General features: G+C 73.2%; 17 protein-coding genes and 2 pseudogenes. 9 read left to right on the forward strand and 10 right to left on the reverse strand.

The window, feature by feature from the left end; all coding sequences use genetic code 11:
* Window positions 1-62: 62 nt before the first annotated feature.
* Window positions 63-1,157 (reverse strand): cell division protein ZapE, encoded by a 1,095-nt coding sequence (gene zapE, locus ACFXOA_RS13655; RefSeq protein ID WP_385026426.1) that lies wholly within the window; start codon window positions 1,155-1,157, stop codon window positions 63-65.
* 59 nt (window positions 1,158-1,216) lie between these two features.
* On the opposite strand from zapE, the gene ACFXOA_RS13660 reads away from it, so the two are divergent.
* The 4 genes from ACFXOA_RS13660 (at window position 1,217) to msrB (ending at window position 4,474) form a co-directional block, all read left to right on the forward strand.
* Window positions 1,217-2,011, forward strand: a complete 795-nt coding sequence (locus ACFXOA_RS13660; RefSeq protein ID WP_385026429.1) for a pyrimidine reductase family protein — start codon at window positions 1,217-1,219, stop codon at window positions 2,009-2,011.
* Between the two features lie 152 nt (window positions 2,012-2,163).
* Complete coding sequence (locus ACFXOA_RS13665; protein WP_385026432.1) at window positions 2,164-2,616, forward strand: indole-3-glycerol phosphate synthase; 453 nt, start codon at window positions 2,164-2,166, stop codon at window positions 2,614-2,616.
* A 45-nt stretch (window positions 2,617-2,661) separates the two neighbouring features.
* Entirely contained in the window at window positions 2,662-4,056 is a 1,395-nt protein-coding gene (murC, locus tag ACFXOA_RS13670) for a UDP-N-acetylmuramate--L-alanine ligase (protein ID WP_385026435.1), read from the forward strand.
* Between the two features lie 10 nt (window positions 4,057-4,066).
* Window positions 4,067-4,474, forward strand: a complete 408-nt coding sequence (msrB, locus tag ACFXOA_RS13675) for a peptide-methionine (R)-S-oxide reductase MsrB (RefSeq protein ID WP_385026438.1) — start codon at window positions 4,067-4,069, stop codon at window positions 4,472-4,474.
* An 87-nt stretch (window positions 4,475-4,561) separates the two neighbouring features.
* Here the strand turns inward: msrB and ACFXOA_RS13680 are convergent, their stop codons facing one another.
* From ACFXOA_RS13680 to ACFXOA_RS13705, 6 genes and pseudogenes are all read right to left on the reverse strand, one after another.
* Complete coding sequence (locus tag ACFXOA_RS13680) at window positions 4,562-6,736, reverse strand: MMPL family transporter (protein ID WP_385026441.1); 2,175 nt, start codon at window positions 6,734-6,736, stop codon at window positions 4,562-4,564.
* Between the two features lie 39 nt (window positions 6,737-6,775).
* Window positions 6,776-7,324 (reverse strand): TetR/AcrR family transcriptional regulator, encoded by a 549-nt coding sequence (locus tag ACFXOA_RS13685; protein ID WP_385026445.1) that lies wholly within the window; start codon window positions 7,322-7,324, stop codon window positions 6,776-6,778.
* A gap of 457 nt (window positions 7,325-7,781) precedes the next feature.
* Window positions 7,782-8,849 (reverse strand): annotated as a pseudogene (locus tag ACFXOA_RS13690) (amidohydrolase family protein); the annotation flags it as partial.
* Window positions 8,844-9,479, reverse strand: a pseudogene (locus ACFXOA_RS13695) (GntR family transcriptional regulator); the annotation flags it as partial. The pseudogenes ACFXOA_RS13690 and ACFXOA_RS13695, both read right to left, overlap by 6 nt.
* A 28-nt stretch (window positions 9,480-9,507) precedes the next feature.
* Window positions 9,508-9,984: a hypothetical protein gene (locus ACFXOA_RS13700; RefSeq protein WP_385026448.1), complete on the reverse strand. Its 477-nt coding sequence runs from the start codon at window positions 9,982-9,984 to the stop codon at window positions 9,508-9,510.
* A 95-nt stretch (window positions 9,985-10,079) separates the two neighbouring features.
* Window positions 10,080-12,494: a GTPase-associated protein 1-related protein gene (locus ACFXOA_RS13705; RefSeq protein WP_385026451.1), complete on the reverse strand. Its 2,415-nt coding sequence runs from the start codon at window positions 12,492-12,494 to the stop codon at window positions 10,080-10,082.
* Window positions 12,495-13,035: 541 nt separating this feature from the next.
* Between ACFXOA_RS13705 and tdh the strand changes: the two genes are divergently transcribed.
* The 5 genes from tdh to ACFXOA_RS13730 all read left to right on the forward strand — a co-directional run bounded on the left by tdh (window position 13,036) and on the right by ACFXOA_RS13730 (window position 18,190).
* The gene (tdh, locus tag ACFXOA_RS13710) at window positions 13,036-14,064 is read left to right on the forward strand and encodes an L-threonine 3-dehydrogenase (protein WP_385026454.1); all 1,029 of its coding nucleotides are present in this window, start codon (window positions 13,036-13,038) and stop codon (window positions 14,062-14,064) included.
* A gap of 45 nt (window positions 14,065-14,109) precedes the next feature.
* A complete protein-coding gene (locus ACFXOA_RS13715; RefSeq protein WP_385026457.1) occupies window positions 14,110-15,303 on the forward strand; it encodes a glycine C-acetyltransferase in 1,194 nt (397 codons plus the stop codon).
* 30 nt (window positions 15,304-15,333) lie between these two features.
* Window positions 15,334-16,236: a LysR family transcriptional regulator gene (locus ACFXOA_RS13720; protein ID WP_385026460.1), complete on the forward strand. Its 903-nt coding sequence runs from the start codon at window positions 15,334-15,336 to the stop codon at window positions 16,234-16,236.
* Window positions 16,237-16,349: 113 nt separating this feature from the next.
* Window positions 16,350-16,997 (forward strand): nucleoside/nucleotide kinase family protein, encoded by a 648-nt coding sequence (locus ACFXOA_RS13725; RefSeq protein WP_385026463.1) that lies wholly within the window; start codon window positions 16,350-16,352, stop codon window positions 16,995-16,997.
* A gap of 68 nt (window positions 16,998-17,065) precedes the next feature.
* A complete protein-coding gene (locus ACFXOA_RS13730; RefSeq protein ID WP_385026466.1) occupies window positions 17,066-18,190 on the forward strand; it encodes a M24 family metallopeptidase in 1,125 nt (374 codons plus the stop codon).
* 17 nt (window positions 18,191-18,207) lie between these two features.
* Here the strand turns inward: ACFXOA_RS13730 and ACFXOA_RS13735 are convergent, their stop codons facing one another.
* The 3 genes from ACFXOA_RS13735 to treZ form a co-directional block, all read right to left on the reverse strand.
* Window positions 18,208-19,224, reverse strand: coding sequence for an aldo/keto reductase (locus ACFXOA_RS13735; RefSeq protein WP_385026469.1), 1,017 nt, complete (start codon window positions 19,222-19,224; stop codon window positions 18,208-18,210).
* Window positions 19,225-19,417: 193 nt separating this feature from the next.
* The gene (locus ACFXOA_RS13740) at window positions 19,418-20,167 is read right to left on the reverse strand and encodes an SDR family NAD(P)-dependent oxidoreductase (RefSeq protein ID WP_385026472.1); all 750 of its coding nucleotides are present in this window, start codon (window positions 20,165-20,167) and stop codon (window positions 19,418-19,420) included.
* A 129-nt stretch (window positions 20,168-20,296) separates the two neighbouring features.
* A complete protein-coding gene (treZ, locus tag ACFXOA_RS13745) occupies window positions 20,297-22,057 on the reverse strand; it encodes a malto-oligosyltrehalose trehalohydrolase (protein WP_385026475.1) in 1,761 nt (586 codons plus the stop codon).
* Between the last annotated feature and the right edge of the window lie 191 nt (window positions 22,058-22,248).

Genomic DNA, 22,248 nt, shown 5'->3' on the forward strand with positions numbered 1-22,248 from the left:
CGCGGTAATGCGGGAGCGGCGGACGGCGCCCGGAGGCGTGCCCGTGCCCCGCACACCCGAACCTACTGCGCCACCATGCCCTTCGCGTCACGCGCCAGTGCCGTCAGCCTCGAGATCGCCCGGAAGTACTTCTTGCGGTACCCGCCGTTCAGCATCTCGTCGCCGAACAGCTTGTCGAAGGGCAGCCCGGAGGCGAGTACCGGGATCTCGCGGTCGTACAGCCGGTCCGCGAGCACCACGAGCCGGAGCGCGGTCGACTGGTCGGGCACCGGCCCGACACCGGTCAGGCACACCGCAGCGACCCCCTCGGTGAGTGCGCCGTAGCGGCTGGGGTGCACCCGGGCGAGGTGGTCGAGCAGCGCCGGGAAGTCATCGAGGGAGGCGCCCGCGGTCGCGTACGCGGCCCTGGTGACCTGCTCCTCGGAGTACGGGGCCGGGGCCTCGGGGAGCCCGCGGTGGCGGTAGTCCTCGCCGTCGATCCGCAGCGGCCGGAAGTGCGAGGACAGCCCCTGGATCTCCCGGAGGAAGTCCGCCGCCGCGAACCGCCCCTCACCGAGCTTCCCGGGCAGGGTGTTCGACGTGGCCGCCAGCGCCACCCCGGCGTCCACCAGCCGGCCGAGCAGCGAGGACACCAGCACCGTGTCGCCGGGATCGTCCAGCTCGAACTCGTCGATGCAGAGCAGCCGGTGCCCGCTCAGGGTCTGCACGGTCTGCTGGAAGCCGAGCGCCCCGACCAGGTTCGTCAGTTCGACGAAGGTCCCGAAGGCCTTGAGGGAGCTGTCGGCCGGGGTGGCGTGCCACAGGGAGGCGAGCAGATGCGTCTTGCCGACGCCGTACCCGCCGTCGAGATACACCCCGCGCGGTGCGGAGGGGGCCGCCGGCTGCTTCCTGCCGAACCACTTGCGGCGACCGGAACCGGTGGCGTGCGCGCCGCCGAGCCCCGCCGCGAAGGAGCTGAGCACCTCGACGGCCTCGCGCTGGCTCGGCTGGTTCGGGTCCGGCACATACGTATCGAAGCGCACCGAGTCGAAGCGCGGCGGCGGCACCATCTCCGCGACCAGCCGGTCGGCGGGGACGCGCGGCTCGAGCGCGCACAGGGACTGCGGGGACTGTTCGGCTATGGGGCTCTGCCCCTGCGCGGTGGTGGAGGACGACACAACTCTCCACCTTAAGGCCTCTCCCGACGGCCCCTCGGCGGCGTGCCAGACTGCGGACCATGCGACGCCTGCTCCCTGTGACGGACCCGACAGCCACCACCGCGTCCCCCGACGGCGCCGACCGCGAGTGGACCCTCGGCGAACTGGCCGACGCCTACGCCTATCCGGACGCGGGCCCGGAGGGCCGCTCCTGGCTCCGCGCCAACATGGTGTCCACCCTCGACGGCGCCGCCCACCACGACGGCCGCTCGCAGGGCATCTCCACCCCCGCCGACATGCGGATCTTCGGGACCCTGCGGGGCCTGGCCGACGCGGTCGTGGTCGGTGCCGAGACCGTACGCCTGGAGGGCTACCGGCCGGCGCGCGCCCGGGAGGCCTTCGCCGCCCGGCGTGAGGCGGCCGGGCAGGGGCCCGCACCGGTCATCGCCGTCGTCAGCGCGAGCCTCGACCTGGACTTCTCGCTCCCGCTCTTCGTCTCGCCGCTGGTGCCGACCCTGCTGATCACCGGCACCGCGGCGCCCTCGGACCGGGTCGACGCGGCCCGGGCGGCCGGGGCCGAGGTGCTCTTCGCCGGGGACGGCGCCGCCGTGGACCCGGCCCGCGCCGTCGCGGTCCTCGCCGAGCGCGGCCTGCGACGGCTCCTCACCGAGGGCGGGCCGCGCCTGCTCGGCCAGTTCGTGGCCTCGGGTGTGCTCGACGAGCTCTGTCTGACGCTCTCCCCGATGCTCGCCGCGGGGGACGCGCAGCGCATCGCGGGCGGCCCGGCCGTCCCGGTGCCGGAACGTTTCTCCCTTGTCTCCCTGCTGGAGGAGGAAGGGTTCCTCTTCACTCGGTACGGGAAGATCCGACACTGAGCGGAATTGACCGTTCCGGTTGGCTCCGGGTGGGCAGACTTACTCGTGCTACCCCGTGCAATTGCGGGGAAGGATGGTTTCAGCAGTAGCGGCCGTCCCCCCGGCCGACCAGATGAAGCGGAAGGGCGCCTGTCGTGTTCACAAGCGTTTTGATGATCGAGAAGCCCCTCACCCCGGAGGACGTGGAGTTCGTCACCACCCTCCACGGCGATGAGAAGACCTCGTTCGTCGTACTGATGCAGCCCCGCAGCGACCAGGCGGACGTACTGCTGCGCGCGATCGACGACGTGGCGATCGGCGAGCTCCGGGAAGCCGTCCGTGAAGGGGACCGGCCGGAGGGCGAGGAGGCGAGGGAACCGGCGGAGATGGCGCTGGAGTACTCGCTGCGGGAACTGCGCGAGGCGGGATCGGAGGCCGTCGGAGAGGTCGTGGAGGACCACCCCCTGGACAGGCTGAGGACGGTGGTCGACGACTCCGGGGCCGACGAGGTCATCGTCCTCACGGCCCCGCACTACGTCGAGGAGTTCTTCCACCGCGACTGGGCGTCCCGGGCCCGCCACAAGGTCGGCGTACCGGTGCTCAAGCTCTTCGCGCACAGCGAATAGGCTGGGGGCGGACCCAGAACACGTCACACCTCGGGAGAGACACGTATGGCACCCGGTATTCCTGCCGCCCTGGAACGGCCGCACTTCATCGGCATCGGCGGCGCCGGAATGTCGGGCATCGCGAAGATCCTCGCCCAGCGCGGCGCGAAGGTGGCCGGCAGCGACGCCAGGGAGTCCGCCACCGCCGACGCCCTGCGCGCACTGGGGGCGACCGTCCACATCGGGCACGCCGCCGGACACCTGGCCGACGACGCCACCTCCGTCGTCGTCTCCAGCGCCATCCGCGCCGACAACCCGGAGCTGGTCCGCGCGGCCGAGCTCGGCATCCCGGTGGTGCACCGCTCCGACGCGCTGGCCTCCCTGATGGACGGGCTGCGCGCCATCGCGGTGGCCGGCACGCACGGCAAGACCACCACGACCTCGATGCTGGCGGTCGCGCTCTCGGAGCTCGCCCTCGACCCCTCGTACGCCATCGGCGGCGACCTGGAGGGGCCGGGCACCAACGCCACGCACGGTGGCGGCGACATCTTCGTCGCCGAGGCGGACGAGAGCGACCGCAGCTTCCAGAAGTACGCCCCCGAGGTCGCGATCGTCCTCAACGTGGAACTGGACCACCACGCGAACTACGCGTCGATGGACGAGATCTACGAGTCCTTCGAGACCTTCGTCGGCAAGGTCGTCCCCGGAGGCACGCTCGTCGTCGCCGCCGACCAGCCCGGCGCGGCCGAGCTGACCCGGCGCGTGCGGGGGAACTCCTCCCTCACCGTCGTCACCTACGGCGAGTCCGAGGGTGCCGACGTCCGCGTCCACAAGGTCACCCCGCGCGGTCTGACCAGCGAGGTCACGGTCGTCCTCGGCGGCAAGTACCTCACCTTCACCGTCTCGGTGCCCGGGCGCCACTACGCGCACAACGCCGTGGCCGCGCTGGCCGCCGGTATCGCCCTCGGCATCCCGGCGCACAACCTCGCCTCCGCCATCGGCAAGTACACCGGGGTGAAGCGCCGCCTCCAGCTCAAGGGCGAGGCGGCCGGCGTCCAGGTCATCGACTCGTACGCGCACCACCCCACCGAGATGACCGCCGACCTGGAGGCCATGCGGGGCGCAGCGACGGGCTCGCGCCTCCTGGTGGTCTTCCAGCCCCACCTCTTCTCCCGCACCCAGGAACTCGGCACAGAGATGGGCCAGGCCCTGGCCCTCGCCGACGCCTCACTGGTCCTGGACATCTACCCGGCCCGGGAGGACCCGGTCCCCGGTGTGACCAGCGAGCTGATCATCGACGCGGCACAGGCCGCGGGCGCCGAGGTCACGGCCGTCCACGACAAGGACGCGGTACCCGCCGCCGTCGCGGGAATGGCGAAGCCGGGGGATCTGGTTCTGACCATGGGAGCGGGCGACGTCACCGACCTCGGCCCGCGGATCCTGGACCACCTGTCGAGCTGAGGGAGCCACCGTGTCGTACGACGTCGAGAAGCCGGACGAGCAATGGCGGGCGGAGCTGACCCCCGCCGAGTACGCGGTGCTGCGGCAGGCCGGCACCGAGCCCGCGTTCGTCGGTGAGTACACCGACACCAGTACGGCGGGTGTCTACTCCTGCCGTGCCTGCGGTGCGGAGCTGTTCCGCTCCGACACCAAGTTCGAGTCCCACTGCGGCTGGCCGTCCTTCTACGACCCGAAGGACACCGACGCGGTCGAGCTGATCGCGGACAACAGCCACGGCATGGTCCGCACCGAGGTGCGCTGCGCCCGTTGCGGCTCGCACCTGGGCCATGTCTTCGAGGGCGAGGGCTATCCCACGCCCACGGACCAGCGGTACTGCATCAACTCCATCTCGCTGACCCTGGCGCCGGACGAGAGCTGAGCCGCCCTGGGCTTGTTGTGACGACGGCCGCCTGACAGGAGTACGCACCCCTGCCAGGCGGCCGTCGTCGCTCGCGCCGGGCCCTGGTCAGCTCTTCACGAGCTCCACCGGCTCCTGGCGCCGCACCGGGATCTCCCGCCGCAGGCGCTCGCCCTCGATGTCGAGGTCCGGCAGGACGCGGTCCACCGGCCGGGGCAGCCACCAGGCGGCCCGCCCGAGGAGGTGCATCAGCGCCGGCACCAGTGTCATGCGTACGACGAAGGCGTCGACGAGCACGCCGACGGCGAGGGCGAACCCGATCGACTTGATGATCGGGTCGTGCATGAAGACGAAGCCGCCGAAGACCGCGGTCATGATCACGGCGGCCGCCGTGACCACGCGGCCGTTGTGGCCGACGCCGCTGATGACGGACTCACGTGCGTCCGCGCCGTGGACGAAGTCCTCCCGCATCCGGGAGACCAGGAAGACCTCGTAGTCCATGGCCAGCCCGAAGAGGATGCCGATCAGCAGGATGGGCAGGAAGCTGACCAGCGGCCCCGGGGTGTCCAGGCCGACCAGACCGGCCAGGTGGCCCTGCTGGAAGATGGCCACCGTGATGCCGAAGGTGGCGCCGATGGTCAGCAGGAACCCCAGTGCCGCCTTGAGCGGCACCAGGACCGACCGGAAGACCAGCATCAGCAGGAGCACGGACAGGCCGACCACCAGCAGCAGATAGACCGGCAGCGCGGCCGCGAGCTTCTCCGAGACGTCGATGCCGACCGCCGTGGCGCCCGTCAGGGCGACGGACGCCCCCGAGACCTTCTCCACCCGGTCACGGATCTCGTTGACGGTGTCCTCGGTCGCGGCGGCCGTGGGACCCGTCTTCGGGATCACGGCCAGCAGCGCGGTCGTGCCCTTCTCGTTGACCTGCGGGGGCGCCACGGCCAGCACCCCGTCGGCGCCCGTGATCAGCCCCGCGGTCTCCTTCACCGCCTTGCCCGTGGCCTCGGGCGTGCCGGCGGTCACCACGGCGATCAGCCGTCCGTTGAAGCCCTCGCCGAAGCCCTCGGTGGTCAGGTCGTACGCCTCGCGGTTGGGTGACCCCACCGCTTCGGTGCTCGCGTCGGGCAGCGCCAGCCGCATGTCCTGGACCGGCAGGGCGAGGGCGGCGAGCCCGGCCACCCCCAGCACGAGTACGGGGACGCGCAGCCGCGCCACGATCCGGCCCCAGCCGAATCCGAGGCCCTGTCCGGCCGGTTCCTCCGCGGCAGCCGTCGACCGGTCCCGGGCCCGGAGCTTCCGGGGCAGGACGCGGACGCCGGCGAAACCGAGGACCGCGGGGAGCAGGGTGAGGGACACCAGCACCGTGAGGGCCACGGTCGCCGCGGCCGCCAGGCCCATGACCGTGAGGAAGGGGACCCCCGCCACGGCGAGCCCCGCCAGCGCGATGACGACGGTGGCCCCGGCGAACACGACCGCCGAACCCGCGGTCCCCGCCGCCCGGCCGGCCGCCTCCTCGCCGTCCAGCCCTTCCAGCAGGTAGTGGCGGTAGCGGGAGGTGATGAACAGGGCGTAGTCGATGCCGACGGCCAGCCCCAGCATCAGGGCGAGGATCGGAGCGGTGCTGGTCAGCTCGACGGTGGAGCTGAGGGCGAAGAGCCCGGCCATGCCCGCCCCGACACCGACCAGCGCGTTGAGCAGGGTCATGCCCGCGGCGACCAGGGAGCCGAAGGTGAGGACGAGCACGATCGCCGCCACCCCGACACCGATGACCTCCGTCGAACCGACCTCGGGCACGCCCCGCATGATCTCGCCGCCGTGTTCGACGCGCAGTCCCTTCACGGACGCGCCGGCCTCGGTGAACGCCTCACGCTGCGCGTCGGTGATCCCGTCGACGCCGGAGGTGAACTGCACCTGGATCAGGGCGTAGCGGCCGTCCCGGGACACCGCCTTGGACACGAACGGGTCGACGGCTCCGAGGACTCCGGGGACGTCCTTGGCATCCTCGGTCACCGGGGCCACGGCGGCGGGCGTCAGCTTCCCGCCCGCGGGCGCCGCCACGACTATGGTCCCCGTCGCCCCGCCCGCCTGTGGGAACTCACGGGACAGGGAGTCCAGCGCCTTCTGCGACTCGGTCCCGGGAATGGAGAACTTGCTCGTGGTGGGGCCGCTGAAGGCGGCCGCGCCCGCGCCGAGCAGCGCCAGCAGCAGGAGCCAGAGAGCGAGGACACGCCCCCGGCGACGGAAGGAGAGCCGGCCGAGCCGGTACAGCAGGATGGCCATGCGAGGAGACGTCTTTCTCTTCGTACGGGACGACTTCTGTCAACTGGTGGGACGGCCGAGGGTTCCCAACGCCCCCCGGATCAGTTCTGCACGCATCGCTTCGGGTTCGGCGTCCACGCCGGAAGCGACCGCGACCGCCACGCCGCCGATCACCATCTGGGCCCTCACGCGCGCACCGGGCTCCACGGAACCGCCGGCCAGCGCGTCCGCGAGCCCGTCGACCGCGTGCGGGATGACGGCGAGAACGGGGTGCTCCAGCATGTCGGGCAGCTCGGCGAAGATGATCTTCACCTCCAGGTGGAAGCGCATCGCCAGGGCGGCGTAGACCTCCACGGCCGACTCGACGGCCTGATCCCCCGTCAGCGCCGCCAGCTCCTCCCGCATGACGGAGAGGCTCTCGGCCGGTGGTGTCAGCAGCTCGGTGAGGATCGCGTCCTTGCCGGCGAAGTGGTAGAGCAGCGAGGCCTTGGAACAGTGGGCCTCCACCGCGATGTCCTGCAGCGAGGTGCCCCTGAAGCCGTGCTCGGCGAAGAGGCGCAGCGCGGCGTCGAGGATCTGACGCCGCATCGTGGACGGCGGTCGTGGCATGTGGCCCACCGTAGCTGACCGATCGGTCAGACCTGACCGGCCGGTCGGGGACGCCGGGTGACGGCGCGCGCCACCGGGGTGGTTGTGACTCCTCCGCGCGGACGCGGAACGGCCCCCCGGCGCCGACTGCCGGAGGGCCGCTCGATGTGGTGTCAGGTGGCCCCTGCGGGCCTGCCCGGCTGGTCAGCCGTCCGCGGGGCGCCTGTCGCGCTCGACGAACACCCCGTCGCGCACGACCACTTCACCGCCGTGCGCGACCAGGTCCCGCCGGGGCGTGTCCACCACGGCCTGGGTGACGCGTTCGCCGCGTACGAGTACGAAGCCGGCGGGTGCGCCGCGAGTGAGGTCCGCGTGGCGGAGACCCGTCGCGTCCGCACCTCCGCGGGCGGCGACGCGCTACTCCGGGAGTTCGTCGTCGGGACGCGCCGATGGGGGAGCGGCGGGAGGCGGCAGGTGGTCAGGCCGCGAGGCCGGCACGGACGACCCGGACGGGGCGCCGCAGCACCGTGACGTCGGCCAGCGGATCGCCGTCGAGGACGAGCGCGTCCCCGGCGAACCCCCGGGCGAGGCGGCCCACGGTGCGCTCCAGCCCGAGGAGGCGTGCTGCACCGGTCGTGGCGGTGCGGATCGCGTCCAGCGCCGGCAGGCCGGCGGCCCGCATCAGCTCCACCTCCCCGCCGATCGGACGCACCGTGCCTCCGGACGAGTCGGTTCCGGCGGCCAGCGGGACACCCAGCTCGTGCGCCGCGAGCACCGCGCGCTTCAGCACCGGCAGGTAGGCGCGCCCCCGCTCGGCGAGGACCGGGTCGGAGGACTCGGCGAGGCCCGCGATCGCGGTGAGCGTGGGCGTGAAGTACGTGCCCCGCCGACGCATCTCGTGCAGGGTGCGCTCGCCGACGAACACGCCGTGTTCCAGCGAGCGGATACCCGCGGTGACGGCGTCGTCGCAGCCGCGCTCGCTGTAGCTGTGGCACAGGACGCCCTTGCCGCCCCTCCGGGCGGCGCGCACGGCCTCGGAGAGCTGCTCGCGCGAGTACACCTGCGCCAGAGGGTCCTGCTCGGGCAGCCCGGCGCGTTCGTTGACCCGTGTCTTGACGACGTCGGCGCCCCTGGCGATGTTCACCTCCACCACCCGGCGCAGCGCCTCCGCCGAGCGGACACCGTCCTTCAGGCGGGCGAGCGGGGTGAGGTCCGGGTCGGCCAGCACGGTCTCGCCGAGGTCCGGCGTCACGAAGATTCCCGCGGCGACGAGCCTGGGCGCCAGGCCGGGGCTGTGCCGGGCGAGTTCGCGTACGGCGATGTCCTGGTAGAAGGAGGTCGAGCCGCTCCGGGCGCTGGTGGCCCCCTGGCGTATGGCGTCCAGGGCCTCGGCGGTGGTGCTCAGGTGGATGTGAGCGTCCGTCAGCCCCGGCAGGACCCAGCGGCCGTGTGCGTCGAGGGTCCTGGCGTCCCGGGGTACGGCGACGTCGCCTCGCGTCCCCGCGGCGCGTACGGTCCCGTCCTCGATGACGATCACCGAGTCCTCGGCGGCGATGTGCCGGTACATCTCCGCGTGCTGGGCCCGCATGTGGTCGGGCTCCTCGCGCAGGCCGAACAGCAGCCGCAGCTGCCAGCTCAGCTGCTCCAGGGTGCGTGCCAGCAGCGAGTTGCCCGTCATCGCCACGACGCTCTCGTGGAACGCCGTGTGTGCGGCGACCTCGCGCGTCCCCTCGTCCGACGCCGCCGCCGACTCGGCCTGACGCAGCGCCGCTTCGAGCCCGGTCAGCCCCGAGAGGTCACCGGCGGCCACGGCACGCGCCGCGAGGCGCGAGGCCTGGACCGCCAGCGGCTCCCAGACCTCGTAGAGATGTTCGACGTCGGTCTGCTGGAGCCGACGTACCCGCACCCCGCTGTGGGGGAGCAGTTCGAGCAGTCCCTCGGCGACCAGCGCGCGCAGGGCCTCCCGCACAGGCACCCGGGACATGCCCAGCTCCTCGGCGACCTCCCGCTCGACCAGACGCGCGCCCTGCGCGTACCGCCGGTCCACGATGCGCTGAAGTACGGCCTCACGTGCCCGCGCACTCAGCGACGCGGGACCGGTGGCCGGCTGCCCGCCGCCTCCGGCCGCCGCCGCGGTGCCACTTCTCTCCGCCACCTCTGCCGCCTCCGTCGTCATCCGCCCCGACCCGACGGACCCGGGCCTCTCAGTCCTCGTCCGACCCGGACCCCGCGCCCGCCTCGGCGCGCAGCAGCGGGTGCGCCACCCCGGGGAACACCCTGGCCTGCACGACCTCCTCCGCCCCGCCGCCCCGCACCACGGTCCCGGCCACACCCCACGGCCGTCCCGTGAGACGGACGGTGAGCGTGTACGAGGCGGAGCACCCCATGCACTCGTAGCGGTCCGCCCAGACCTCGACCTCCGTCAGACTGCCCGGGTAGCGCTTCACGTGCCGGAACCCGGCGTGGCAGTGGTCGCACGTCCCGCCCGGCTCGCAGGTACCGCCGCAGGGGCACGGGACGTCCAGCGTCTCCGCGGGCACCCACCGCTGGACCAGGCGCGCCTCACGGGTCGCGCCCATGTCCTTCATCGCCTTCAGGTTCCGGGCGGCGACGTTGTACGACTCGCCGGTCGCGGCCATCCGGTCCCGGATCACGTCCTTGCGTCCGCGGTTGGTCGTCATGCCGTCTCCTCCTGGGGTGTCACGCAGCCCGTCAGGAGGCGCACGAGATCAGAACCTCCCACGGTACCCGCCGCACGGAGCCCCGGGCGAACCCGTCATCCCCGGCGCACCCGGCCCACGATGCGCCGGCCGAGCCGTCCCAGGGGGCGGGACGGCCGGTTCCACGCCCGGAAGGCATCGGCGGTCCGGCTGCTGTCCCCGCGCTCCACGGCCTCCTCCACCGCGGCCAGCTCCTCGGGCGACAGCTCCCGCACCACGGGGCGCAGCACCTCGTCCAGCAGAGACGTCCTGGTCCGGTTCCAGTCGCCGCCCGCGTGCGGGTGCGCGTTCCACACGGTGAAGCAGTCCGCCACGTACGCGGGATCCGCCCGCAGCAGGGCGCCGACCGCCTCGCGTCGGGCGGCCCGGCCGTACGCGTCGACGAGGTCCTCGTCACCGCTGTGCACGAACGCGTACAGCTCGTCCTCCGGACGGCCCGGGGCCAGCAGCCGCTCGGCCAGGGCGCCGTACGCGTGTTCCACCGCAGCGCTCCCCGGCCGTCCGGCACCGGTGCGCAGCGAGCGGGCGCGGTCCGCCCAGCCCGGTTCCGCCGTGCCCTCGCGCATGTCCCGTGCGAAGTCCAGAAGCAGGAGGCCCGCCCGCGCCTCGGCCCCGATCTCCTGGGGGAAGCTCCGCAGGAGGTCGTGGGCCAGTGGCGGGGCGTCCTCGTCGTCCCGGGGCGCGGCGAGCGCGGCGGCCACCAGATGGCTCCAGGTGCCCGCCGCCCTGTGGGCGTCGGACGTGGCCGTCCCCAGCAGCGACCGGGCCTCGCCGGCGGCCGGCGTCCCGTCGCCCCACACCAGTCCCACCGCCGTCCGCAGCACCAGGGGCTCGGCGAAGGGGGACATCCCGGCCGCCCGCAGCACCGTGTGCAGCGAACCCATCCGGTCCTGCGCGCGCGCCTTGGCGCCGGGCGCCTCGGCGCACATCCGCAGATGCGGCAGCGCCTGCGTCCCCGTGAACGGCAGGGAGACCCTGAGCAGCAGCCCCTCCGCGGCGGCCGGCCGGTCCGGGGCCAGCCGGTCCAGCTCGCCCAGCAGGGCCGTGCGTACGTCGAACTGCTCGTCCAGCAGTTCCAGCAGCGACGGGAACCCGGCCGTCCCCGTGTCGTCCAGCAACGCCTGTGCCAGCCGGTTCACGGCGGAGGGCAGGAGCCCAGCGGTGTCCAGGCCGAGCAGCCGTACGATCCGCAGCACCTGCACGGTCCGCTCGACCCCTTGGGACACCCCCGACGCGAGCTCGGCCAGCAGTTCGCCGCCGAGCTCCTCGACCAGCGCCGCCAGGGCCCGCTCCCCGGCCGGCTCCTCGAACGCCGACCGGGCCGGCGGCTGCAGGGTCACATCTCCGCCGCGCACCGCCTCCGTCACCAGCAGCGCCGCCAGAGGCGCGGTGACGGAGGCGGGGCAGCGGCCGTCGAGCGCGGTCAGCAGCCGCAGTGCCGCGGCGCACTCCGCGGGCGTCCGGTCGTCCGCCGGAGCGGTCAGCGCGTCCGTCAGCCGCCGGATGCCCTTCTCGTCCAGCGCGTACGGCCTTTCCGCGGCCCAGGCCGCCGCTGCCGCCCGTTCCACCGACCCGAGGGCGATGCCCGCGCCGAGCGCGGTCACGGCGAGCGGACCGGCGGTGAAGGGCTCTCCCGGAAGTTCCGCGGCCTCCTCGAAGAGTTCGGGGGCCCGGCTGCGCCAGATCCGCGCCGCCGTCGCCGCCCAGGCGTCGTCCGTAGCTCCGGAGGGGCGCGGGCCCGACACGCTGTGCACCCGGAAGCGGGGGTCGCAGACGTCCGGAGCGTCCTCCGGCAGGACCCCGACGACCCGGTGGGCGGTGTGTCCCGGGTGGCGGGTGTACGTGGTGAAGGTCAGCCGCTCGGCGTGCTCACGGGGCAGCGCGGCGGCGGCCAGGGCGACCCAGCGGGCCACGTCCGCGCTCTGCCGCTCGACGAGCACCACCGCGGGTGCGGACGGGTCCTCGCTCACCGCGCGCAGATCGCCGAGGACCGTGGCGAGCCAGGGACCGCGCGACACCGCGAAGTCCCCGAGCGCCTCGCGGCTGAGCCCCGGGGCGGGACCGCGCACCGGCCGGTGCGCGCTCAGCGGGTCGGGCGGCATCCGGTCCGGGGTCGTGGAGAGCCACCCCGCCGCGCCCCACGCGGACACCGGGAGCATCCGTCCGGGCAGCGCGGTACCGGACGGCAGATGCACGGCGTGTGCGTGGAATCCGCCCGCGCCCGTGGGCACCGTACGGCTGAGGAGGTGGCTGCCGTCGGAGAGCGCGGCGAAACCGAACGCGACCGGCAGCGAACGGAGTTGTGAATCCGAGAGGCCGTCCGGAGTGCCCTCGGGGGCCTCGTACGCGAGCAGCGGCGCGGCCTCGGCGCGCACCGGCCCGGGTATCGCGGCGTCGGCGGCGGTGAACCGGCCGGCGGGCCCCCCGTCCCCGGACGTGACGGAGGTGTAGTGCAACTGCGGGAGGCTCATACGTAGGCCCTCATCGTCCCTGCCACGTGCTCCCCGACACGCGCACCGGCCGCCGCTCACCGCCCTGTCGGTGCGGCCCGGCCCGGCGGAGCGACGACCCCGGCGGGGAACTTTCCGCAGTCGTGCGGGCGACGTTATCAAGCCCTGACGGCCCGTTGGGCCGCACTCCGCGGGCCGGACACACCGACCGCCCGCCGGACGCGGAACGGTCCCGCCGCCCGGCCCTCCGGTGACGCGGAACAGTCCCGCGCGGTGCGGCGTCATGGGGGCGGCCGCGCCCGCCCGCCCCGGCGGCCTTCCACGCCGCCGGGGCGCCGTCCGTCCGCGCGGGCCTGAAGCGGATCTACGGCCGCGCTTAAGAAATCCTCGATGGACCGCAGCGGTGGCATGGGGCACATTTCTTGGAGACGGCTCAGACCGCGGGACCGGCGACCAGCCCGACCCGCCTGCCGTCTCCTCCCGCGACCCCGGGCCCGCCGGTCTCATCGGCATGCCCGGAGCCGGGACGTCCACCAGCAATCGGGTACAGGGAGCCGCGGCCGTGAAGGCACTCGTGAAGCACAAGGCAGAGCCGGGACTGGCACTGATGGACGTGCCCGAGCCGGAGACCGGCCCCGCCGATGTGCTGATCAAGGTGCTTCGCACCGGGATCTGCGGGACCGACCTGCACATCCGGGACTACGACGGCTGGGCGCAGCAGGCCGTGCGTACCCCGCTCGTGCTCGGCCACGAGTTCGTCGGCGAGGTCGCCGCGATCGGCGCGGACGTCGTCGACATCAAGATCGGCGACCTGGTCAGCGGCGAGGGGCACCTCGTCTGCGGCAAGTGCCGCAACTGCCTCGCCGGCCGCAGGCACCTGTGCCGTTCCACGCTCGGGCTCGGCGTCGGACGGGACGGGGCGTTCGCCGAGTACCTGGCACTGCCCGCCTCGAACGTCTGGGTGCACCGCGAGAAGGTCGACCTCGACATCGCCGCGATCTTCGACCCCTTCGGCAACGCCGTCCACACCGCGCTGTCCTTCCCGCTCGTCGGCGAGGACGTGCTGATCACCGGCGCCGGCCCGATCGGCGTCATGGCCGCCGCCGTCGCCCGCCACGCCGGCGCCCGCAACGTCGTCATCACCGACGTCAGCGAGGCCCGCCTGGAACTGGCCCGCAAGGTGGGCGTGAACCTCGCGCTGAACGTCGGCGAGGCGACCATCGCCGACGGCCAGCGGCAACTCGGACTCCGCGAGGGCTTCGACATCGGCCTGGAGATGTCCGGACGGCCCGAGGCCATGCGGGACATGATCGGCAACATGACCCACGGCGGCCGCATCGCGATGCTCGGACTGCCGTCGGCCGAGTTCCCCGTCGACTGGTCCCGCGTGGTCACCTCGATGCTCACGATCAAGGGCATCTACGGCCGAGAGATGTACGAGACCTGGTACGCCATGTCCGTGCTCCTGGAGGGCGGACTCGATCTCGCCCCGGTGATCACCGGCCGGTACGACTACCAGGACTTCGACGCCGCGTTCGACGACGCCGCGAGCGGTCGCGGTGGCAAGATCCTGCTCGACTGGGCCGCCTGAAGCCTCTCGTCCGCACCCCCCGTATCCAGCTGGGAGACACCCCTCATGTTCGACTCCGTACGCGACGACCTGCGCGCCACCCTCGACGAGATCCGCGACGCCGGGCTCCAGAAGCCCGAACGGGTCATAGGCACCCCCCAGTCGGCCACCGTCGCCGTCACCGCCGGAGGCCGGGCGGGTGAGGTCCTCAACTTCTGCGCCAACAACTACCTGGGCCTCGCCGACCACCCCGACGTCATCGCCGCCGCCCACGACGCGCTCGACCGCTGGGGCTACGGCCTGGCGTCCGTACGCTTCATCTGCGGCACCCAGGAGGTCCACAAGGAGCTGGAGCAGCGCCTCTCCTCGTTCCTCGGACAGGAGGACACGATCCTCTACTCCTCCTGCTTCGACGCCAACGGAGGAGTCTTCGAGACCCTCCTCGGCCCGGAGGACGCGGTCATCTCCGACGCCCTCAACCACGCCTCCATCATCGACGGCATCCGCCTCTCCAAGGCCAAGCGCTACCGCTACGCCAACCGCGACATGGCCGACCTCGAGCAGCAGCTCAAGGAGGCGTCCGGAGCCCGGCGCCGCCTCGTCGTCACCGACGGCGTGTTCTCCATGGACGGTTACGTCGCCCCGCTGGCGGAGATCTGCGACCTCGCCGACCGCTACGGCGCCATGGTCATGGTCGACGACTCGCACGCGGTCGGATTCGTCGGACCCGGCGGCCGCGGCACCCCCGAGCTGCACGGCGTCATGGACCGCGTCGACATCATCACCGGCACCCTCGGCAAGGCCCTCGGCGGAGCGTCCGGCGGCTATGTCGCCGCACGCGCCGAGATCGTCGCCCTGCTGCGCCAGCGCTCACGCCCGTACCTCTTCTCCAACACCCTCGCCCCGGTCATCGCCGCGGCGTCCCTCAAGGTCATCGACCTGCTGGAGTCCGCGGGCGAACTGCGCGAGCGGCTCGACGCCAACACCGCGCTCTTCCGCACCCGGATGACCGAGGAGGGCTTCGACATCCTGCCCGGCGACCACGCCATCGCCCCTGTGATGATCGGTGACGCCGCGAAGGCGGCCCGCATGTCGGAACTGCTCCTCGAACGCGGGGTGTACGTGATCGGCTTCTCGTATCCCGTCGTCCCGCAGGGAGCCGCGCGCATCCGGGTCCAGCTCTCCGCCGCCCACTCCACCGAGGACGTCAACCGCGCGGTCGACGCCTTCGTCGACGCGCGGGCGGCCCTGGAGGCGTAGCGAACGCCCCCGGCCAGGGACAATGGGCGCATGATCGATGCACGGCGGCTGCGAATCCTTCGTGCGGTGGCCGACCACCGTACGGTGACCGCGGCCGCCGCGGCGCTCTACCTCACCCCCTCCGCGGTCTCCCAGCAGCTCGCCGCCCTGGAGCAGGAGACCGGCCACCGGCTGGTCGAGCGCGGCGCGCGGGGCGCCAGGCTGACCCCGGCGGGGGAGATCCTGCTGACCCACGCCAACGCGGTGCTCGCCCAACTGGAACGGGCGGAGGCGGAGCTCGCCGACTACGGCGCGGGTGTCGCCGGGACCGTCACTGTCGCCGCGTTCGCCACCGGCATCGGCCTGGTCCTCGCCCCCGCCATTGCCGCGCTGTCCCTCACCGCCCCCGGGATCCGGGTGCGGGTGCAGGACGCGGAGGGGGACGCCAGCGTGCCCATGGTGCTGGACCGGCAGGTCGATGTGGCGGTCGCCGTCGAGTACCGGGGCGCACCGGGGGAGGACGACCGCCGGCTGACCAGGGTGCCGCTGTACGCGGAGCCCTTCGACGCCGTGCTCCCCGCCGGCCACCGCCTCGCCGGCCAGGAGCGCGTCGCCGTCGCGGACCTCGCCAAGGACGCGTGGATCGGCCCCTACCCGGGCAACCCCTGCCACGACGTGGTCGTCCTGGCGTGCGAGTACGCCGGTTACGCACCCCGGCTGGAGCACTCCTCCGACGACTTCCACGCAGTGGTCGCCCTGGCCGGAGCCGGTGCGGGGGTCGCCCTGGTACCCCGGTCGGCGCTGCGCGGTACCGCGCTCGACCGGGTCGTCGTACGTCCGGTGGAAGGCGCCCCGGCCCGCCGGGTCTTCGCGGCGGTACGCAAGGGAGCGGAGGGGCACCCGCTGATCAAGCCCGTGCTGGAGGCGCTGGCGGAGGCCGCCGCACCCGCGTGAGGCTCCCGCTCACGCGGGCTGCAGCGGGTCCCAGCGGTTGCCGTAGAGGTCCTCGGACACAAGAGTGAAGGCCGCGCGCCGGAGCGGCGAGGTTCGCCGGGGACAATGCCGGTATGGACCCGAGCCACCTCCCCGCACTCACCGACCGCGCCCGCCGCCTGGCCGAGGACGGGCGCCGCCGGGTGCTCGGGATCGCCGGGGCCCCCGGTGCGGGGAAGTCCACACTCGCCGCCGAGATCGTCGCCGGCCTCGACGGGCGCGCGGTCCTGGTCCCGATGGACGGCTTCCACCTGGCCGGTGCCGAGCTGGAACGGCTCGGGCGGGCCGACCGCAAGGGCGCCCCCGACACGTTCGACGCGGCCGGGTACGTGGCCCTGCTCGAGCGGCTGCGCGACCCCGGGGCGACGGACCCGGTCTACGCCCCCGCCTTCGACCGGGCGCTGGAGGAGCCGGTCGCGGGCTCCGTGCGCGTGGAGGCGGACGTCCCGCTCGTCGTCACCGAGGGCAACTACCTGCTGCTGGACGACGGGCCCTGGGCGCGGGTGCGGGGACTCCTGGACGAGGCGTGGTTCCTCGACCCCGAACCGGAGACACGGGTACGCCGACTGGTGGACCGGCACGTCAGGTTCGGCAAGTCCCGGGCTCATGCGGAGAGCTGGGTCGCCCGGTCCGACGAGCCGAACGCCCGGCTGGTCGAACTCCACCGGCACCGTGCCGACCTCGTCGTACGCCCGGGGCAGCCGGTGACCGGCGCGCCCTGAATCCTGCTCGCCTCCGTCTCGGCCGGCGGGCAGGATGCACAGTGCCGTCGCCCCTGCCAGGAGGTCCCATGCCCCATCAGCCCGCCCCCTTCACCGCCGACGACTACCGGGCCCGGATGGCCCGCGCCGCGGAGTCTGCCGACGCCGCGGGCCTGGCCGGTGTGCTCGTCGCGCCGGGACCCGACATGGTCCACCTGACCGGTTACCGCCCGACCGCGGAGACCGAACGGCTCACCGTGCTCGTCCTGCGGGCCGGCCACGACCCCGTCCTCGTCGTCCCCGCCCTGGAGGCCGCGGACGCGGAGCGGGCGACCGGCGCGCCCGCACTCGCCCTGCGGGAGTGGACCGACGCGGCGGACCCCTACGCCCTGACGGCCGGACTGCTCGACTCCAGGGGCCGGTTCGGGATCAGCGACAACGCCTGGGCCCTCCATCTGCTGGCGCTCCACAAGCTGCTCCCCGACACCTCCTACGCCTCGCTCACCGACGCCCTGCCGATGCTGCGCGCCGTCAAGGACGCGGCCGAGCTGGAGAGGCTGGCCGCCGCCGGTGCCGCGGCCGACGCGACGTACGAGGAGATCCTGAAGGTCCGCTTCTCCGGCCGCAGGGAGAGCGAGGTGGCAGCGGACCTCGCCGCCCTCCTCACCGCGCACGGCCACTCGCAGGTCGACTTCACCGTGGTCGGGTCGGGCCCGAACGGAGCCAACCCCCACCACGAGGCGGGCGACCGGACCATCGAGCGGGGCGACATGGTCGTCCTGGACTTCGGCGGCCTCATGCACGGCTACGGTTCCGACACCTCCCGTACGGTCCACGTCGGCGAACCCACCGCCGAGGAGCAGCGGGTCCACGACGTCGTACGGGAGGCGCAGGAGGCGGGGTGCGCGGCCGTCCGCCCGGGCGCCGCCTGCCAGGACGTGGACCAGGCGGCGCGCGCGGTCATCACCGAATTCGGCTACGGCGAGTGTTTCATCCACCGCACGGGCCACGGGATCGGCGTCACCACCCACGAGCCGCCCTACATGATCGAGGGCGAGGAGCAGCCCCTCGTCCCCGGCATGTGCTTCTCCGTGGAGCCGGGCATCTATCTGCCCGGCCGCTTCGGCGTCCGCATCGAGGACATCGTCACGGTCACGGAGACCGGCGGCAGGAGGCTGAACAACACCGCCCGCGAACTGGCCGTCGTCGAGTAGCGGGGGCGTCCGCCGCCTCAGCCCTGCGGCTCCCGGTCGCGGAACCGGTGCAGCACGTCGTACGGGTACGGGAGCGGGCGCTCGCTCGCCGTGTCCAGCCGGGCGGTCTGCTCCGCCGTCAGCTCCCAGCCGACGGCGCCCAGGCTGTCCGCCAGCTGCTCCGGAGTACGGGCCCCGACGATCGGTGCCGTGACGCCGGGGCGGCCGAGCAGCCAGCGCAGGGCGACCTGCGCGGGCGTCCGGCCCGCCTCGCCGGCGACCGCCACCACGGCGTCGACGACCCGCCAGGTCTCCTCGTTGTCCCGCTCCCGCCATGCCTCGCGGCCCAGCTCCTGCTGGTAGCGGGCCTCGCGCGTGCCGGGCTCCGGCGCGGTCATCCCACGCCGGTATTTGCCCGTCAGCCAGCCTCCCTGGAGCGGGCTCCACGGGATGACGCCGACGCCCTCCGCGAGGCTCACCGGGGTCAGCTCCCACTCCACCTCGCGGGCCAGCAGGTTGTAGAGCGGCTGAAGGCTGACATAGGGCTCCCAGCCCTGCCGGCGGGCCAGGTCCTGGGCGCGCTGGAGCTGGGACGCGGAGAGGTTGCTCGCGCCCAGGTAGCGCACCTTGCCCGCTTTCACCAGGGTGTCGAGCGTGGCGAGGGTCTCCTCCAGCGGGGTCGTCGCGTCCCACACATGTGTCTGGTAGAGGTCGATGTGGTCCGTGCCGAGGCGCCGCAGGCTGTCCTCGACGGCCCGCACGATGTGCTTGCGGCTCAGGCCGCCCGCGTTCGGAGCCTCGCCCATCGTCCCGAACACCTTGGTGGCGATGACCAGTTCGTCACGACGGCGTCCTTTGAGCCAGCGGCCGATGATCTCCTCCGAGACCCCACGCTGGTAGACGTCGGCCGTGTCGACGAACGTCCCGCCCGCCTCGGTGAACGTGTCCAGGACGCGGTGGGCGTCGGCCTCGTCGGTGTCCTGGCCGAAGGTCATCGTGCCGAGGCAGAGCTCGCTGACGCGCAGACCCGACCGGCCGAGGAATCGCTGCTTCATGGGTCCCCCTGTGTGCTGATCCTTGGTCTGGACCATACGTGTTGAAGTGCACGCGAAGGCAAGGGGACTGAAGGAGCGCGTCGTGAAGTCAACTGTGAGAGGCCGGTGTTGCCGTCCTGCCGGTTGCTCGCGCCGGACGCGGAGCGGAGTGGGGCCGGCCGCCTGCCGGGCGGTCGGCACCCGATGGCGGCCGTCAGCGCCCGAGCGCCGCACCCCCGTTCACATGCACGATCTGCGCCGTCATGTACGCCGCTTCGGGTGACGCCACATAGCGCACCGCGGCGGCGATGTCCGAGGGCAGGCCCGCCTGGCCGGTCAGCGACTGCTTGGTCCGGGCGGCCACGAAATCGGGTGTGGCCCGGTCGCCGAAGAACTCGGTCTCGGCGACGAAGCCCGGAGCGACCGCGTTCACGGTGATGCCCTGCGGGCCGAGCTTCTGCGCCAGGTCGACGGTGTAGGTGTTGACGGTGGCCTTGGAGCCGCCGTACGAACCGGGGCCGCGCAGGGCGGCGATGGACGACATCTGGATGATGCGGCCGCCGGGCCGGGTGATGTGCGGCAGCAGGCCCTCGGTGAGCAGTACGGCGGTGAGCACATTGGCCTCGAAGTTGCGGCGGAAGCTGTCCGCGACGCCTTCGAGGGTGCCGTCGTGGGACGGTGCGACGTTGCCGCCGGCGTTGGCGACGACCACGTCCACCTGCGTGCCGCCCGCGGTGCAGAACTCCACGGCTCCGCGGACCTGGCCGGGATCGCTCAGATCGGCGGCGACCCAGGAGGCCGTCCCCGCACCGTGCGCGGCGTCGAGCTCTCCGGCGGCCTTCTCCAGGGGCTCCTCGCGCCGGCCGATGAGGACGACGTGGTCGCCGTCCGCCGCGAAGACCTCGGCCACCGCCCGCCCGATCCCCGTACCGCCACCCGACACCACGACCTTGCGCTGCCCCACGACTCCACCCCATGTCCTTGTTCATGAACGTCAGTCACATATCTGTCCGCCGCACGGTACGACCGCCGGTCGTCGGCGTCAACGGGCAGGGTGGACGGCAGTCACGGGACGGGCGAGCGTCATCGGTGCTCACCGGTCGGCCAGGACCACGCACGACTCACCGGGGAGATGGAGCACACCGTCCGCTCCCGGGGCCTCGACCGGCTCCCAGGCGGCCAGTACGCGGCCCCCGCCGCCGCGGTGCCGTCCGGTCCCCAGCGGGACGGCGGCCGGCTCACCGGACAGGTTGACCGCCACCCGCAGGTCGCCTCTCCGGAAGGCGATCCAGCGCGCCTCCTCGTCGTACGCGGCCTTCACTGAGGCCAGATCAGGATCGGACAGGTCCGGCAGGGCCTGGCGAAGCGCGATCAGCTCGCGGTACCAGGCCAGCAGACGGCTGTGCGGCGCGCGCCCGGGTTCCTCCCAGTCGAGGCACGAGCGGTCCCGGGTGGCCGGGTCCTGGGGGTCGGGGATGTCCTCCTCGGCCCACCCGTGCGCCGCGAACTCCCGGCGCCTGCCCTCGCGTACGGCCCGGGCGAGACCGGGGTCGGTGTGGGCGGTGAAGAACTGCCACGGCGTGACCGCGCCCCACTCCTCGCCCATGAAGAGCATCGGGGTGAAGGGGGAGGTGAGCACGAGGGCGGCCGTACAGGCCTGGAGGCCGGGGGACAGGCCCGCCGCGAGACGGTCGCCCTGTGCGCGGTTGCCGATCTGGTCGTGCGTCTGCGCGTACCCGACGAAACGGTGCGCCGGGCTCCGGGCGGGGTCGACGGGGCGCCCGTGGGCACGGCCCCGGAAGCTGGAGTACGTACCGTCGTGGAAGAACGCCCTGGTCAGGGTCTTGGCGAGACCGCCCAGCGGAGCCTTCGCGAAATCGGCGTAGTAGCCCTGGCACTCGCCGGTGAGCGCGGTGTGCAGCGCGTGGTGGAAGTCGTCGTTCCACTGTGCGTGCAGCCCGATGCCGCCCTCGCTCCGCGGGGTCGTGGTGCGCGGATCGCACAGATCGGACTCGGCGACCAGCCCCAGTGGCCGCCCCAGCTCGGAGGCGAGGGCGTCGACCGAGGCGGAGAGCTCCTCCAGGAAGGTCAGCGCCCTGCCGTCCGCCAGCGCGTGGACGGCGTCCAGGCGCAGCCCGTCCAGCCGGTAGTCGCGCAGCCAGGCGAGCGCGCTGCCCAGCAGGTAGTCGCGCACCTCGTCCGAGCCGGGCGCGTCGAGGTTGACGGCCGAACCCCAGGGCGTGTGGTGGGTGTCGGTGAAGTACGGGCCGAAGGCCGGGAGGTGGTTGCCCGACGGGCCGAGGTGGTTGTGGACCACGTCGAGGAGCACCGCGAGGCCCTGGCCGTGTGCCGCGTCGACGAACCGCTTCAGCCCCTCCGGGCCGCCGTAGGGCTCGTGGACCGCCCAGAGGGACACCCCCTCGTACCCCCACCCGTGCGTGCCCGGGAACGGGCAGACGGGCATCAGCTCCACATGGGTGATGCCCAGACCGGCCAGATGGCCGAGCCGCTCGGCCGCCGCGTCGAAGGTGCCCTCGGGGGTGAAGGTCCCGATGTGCAGTTCGTACAGGACCGCGCCGGGCAGCCCGCGCCCCGCCCACGGGCTGCGCCAGGCGTACGCGTCGTGGTCGACGACCGCGCTCCGGCCGTCGGGACCGTCCGGCTGCCGGCGGGAACGCGGATCGGGGAGCACCGGGCCGTCGTCGAGCGAGAAGCCGTAGAGGTCGCCGTCCACCGCCTCGGCCTCGGTCCTCCACCAGCCCGCGCGCAGCGCGTCGCGCTCCATCTCCCGGCGCCCGTCCGCCGTGCACAGCACGACCGAACCGGACTCCGGGGCCCACACCTCGAACTGCATCCAGCACTCCTCGTCCATGAACCTGATGCCTCGCAGGAGGCCCCATGATCGGCGGAATTCGCACGCACGGCCCCAGGACACTGGAGGGAGCCCGCATGTGGCCACTAGGGTCTGGTCCTGATCATTGCCCTGCCGGGTTCTGCTCATTCGCCTGGAACCCGGGCAGTCATACAAGGTCCCTCTTACGGCTG

Source organism: Streptomyces sp. NPDC059166, assembly GCF_042755185.1.
Classification (GTDB): Bacteria; Actinomycetota; Actinomycetes; order Streptomycetales; family Streptomycetaceae; genus Streptomyces.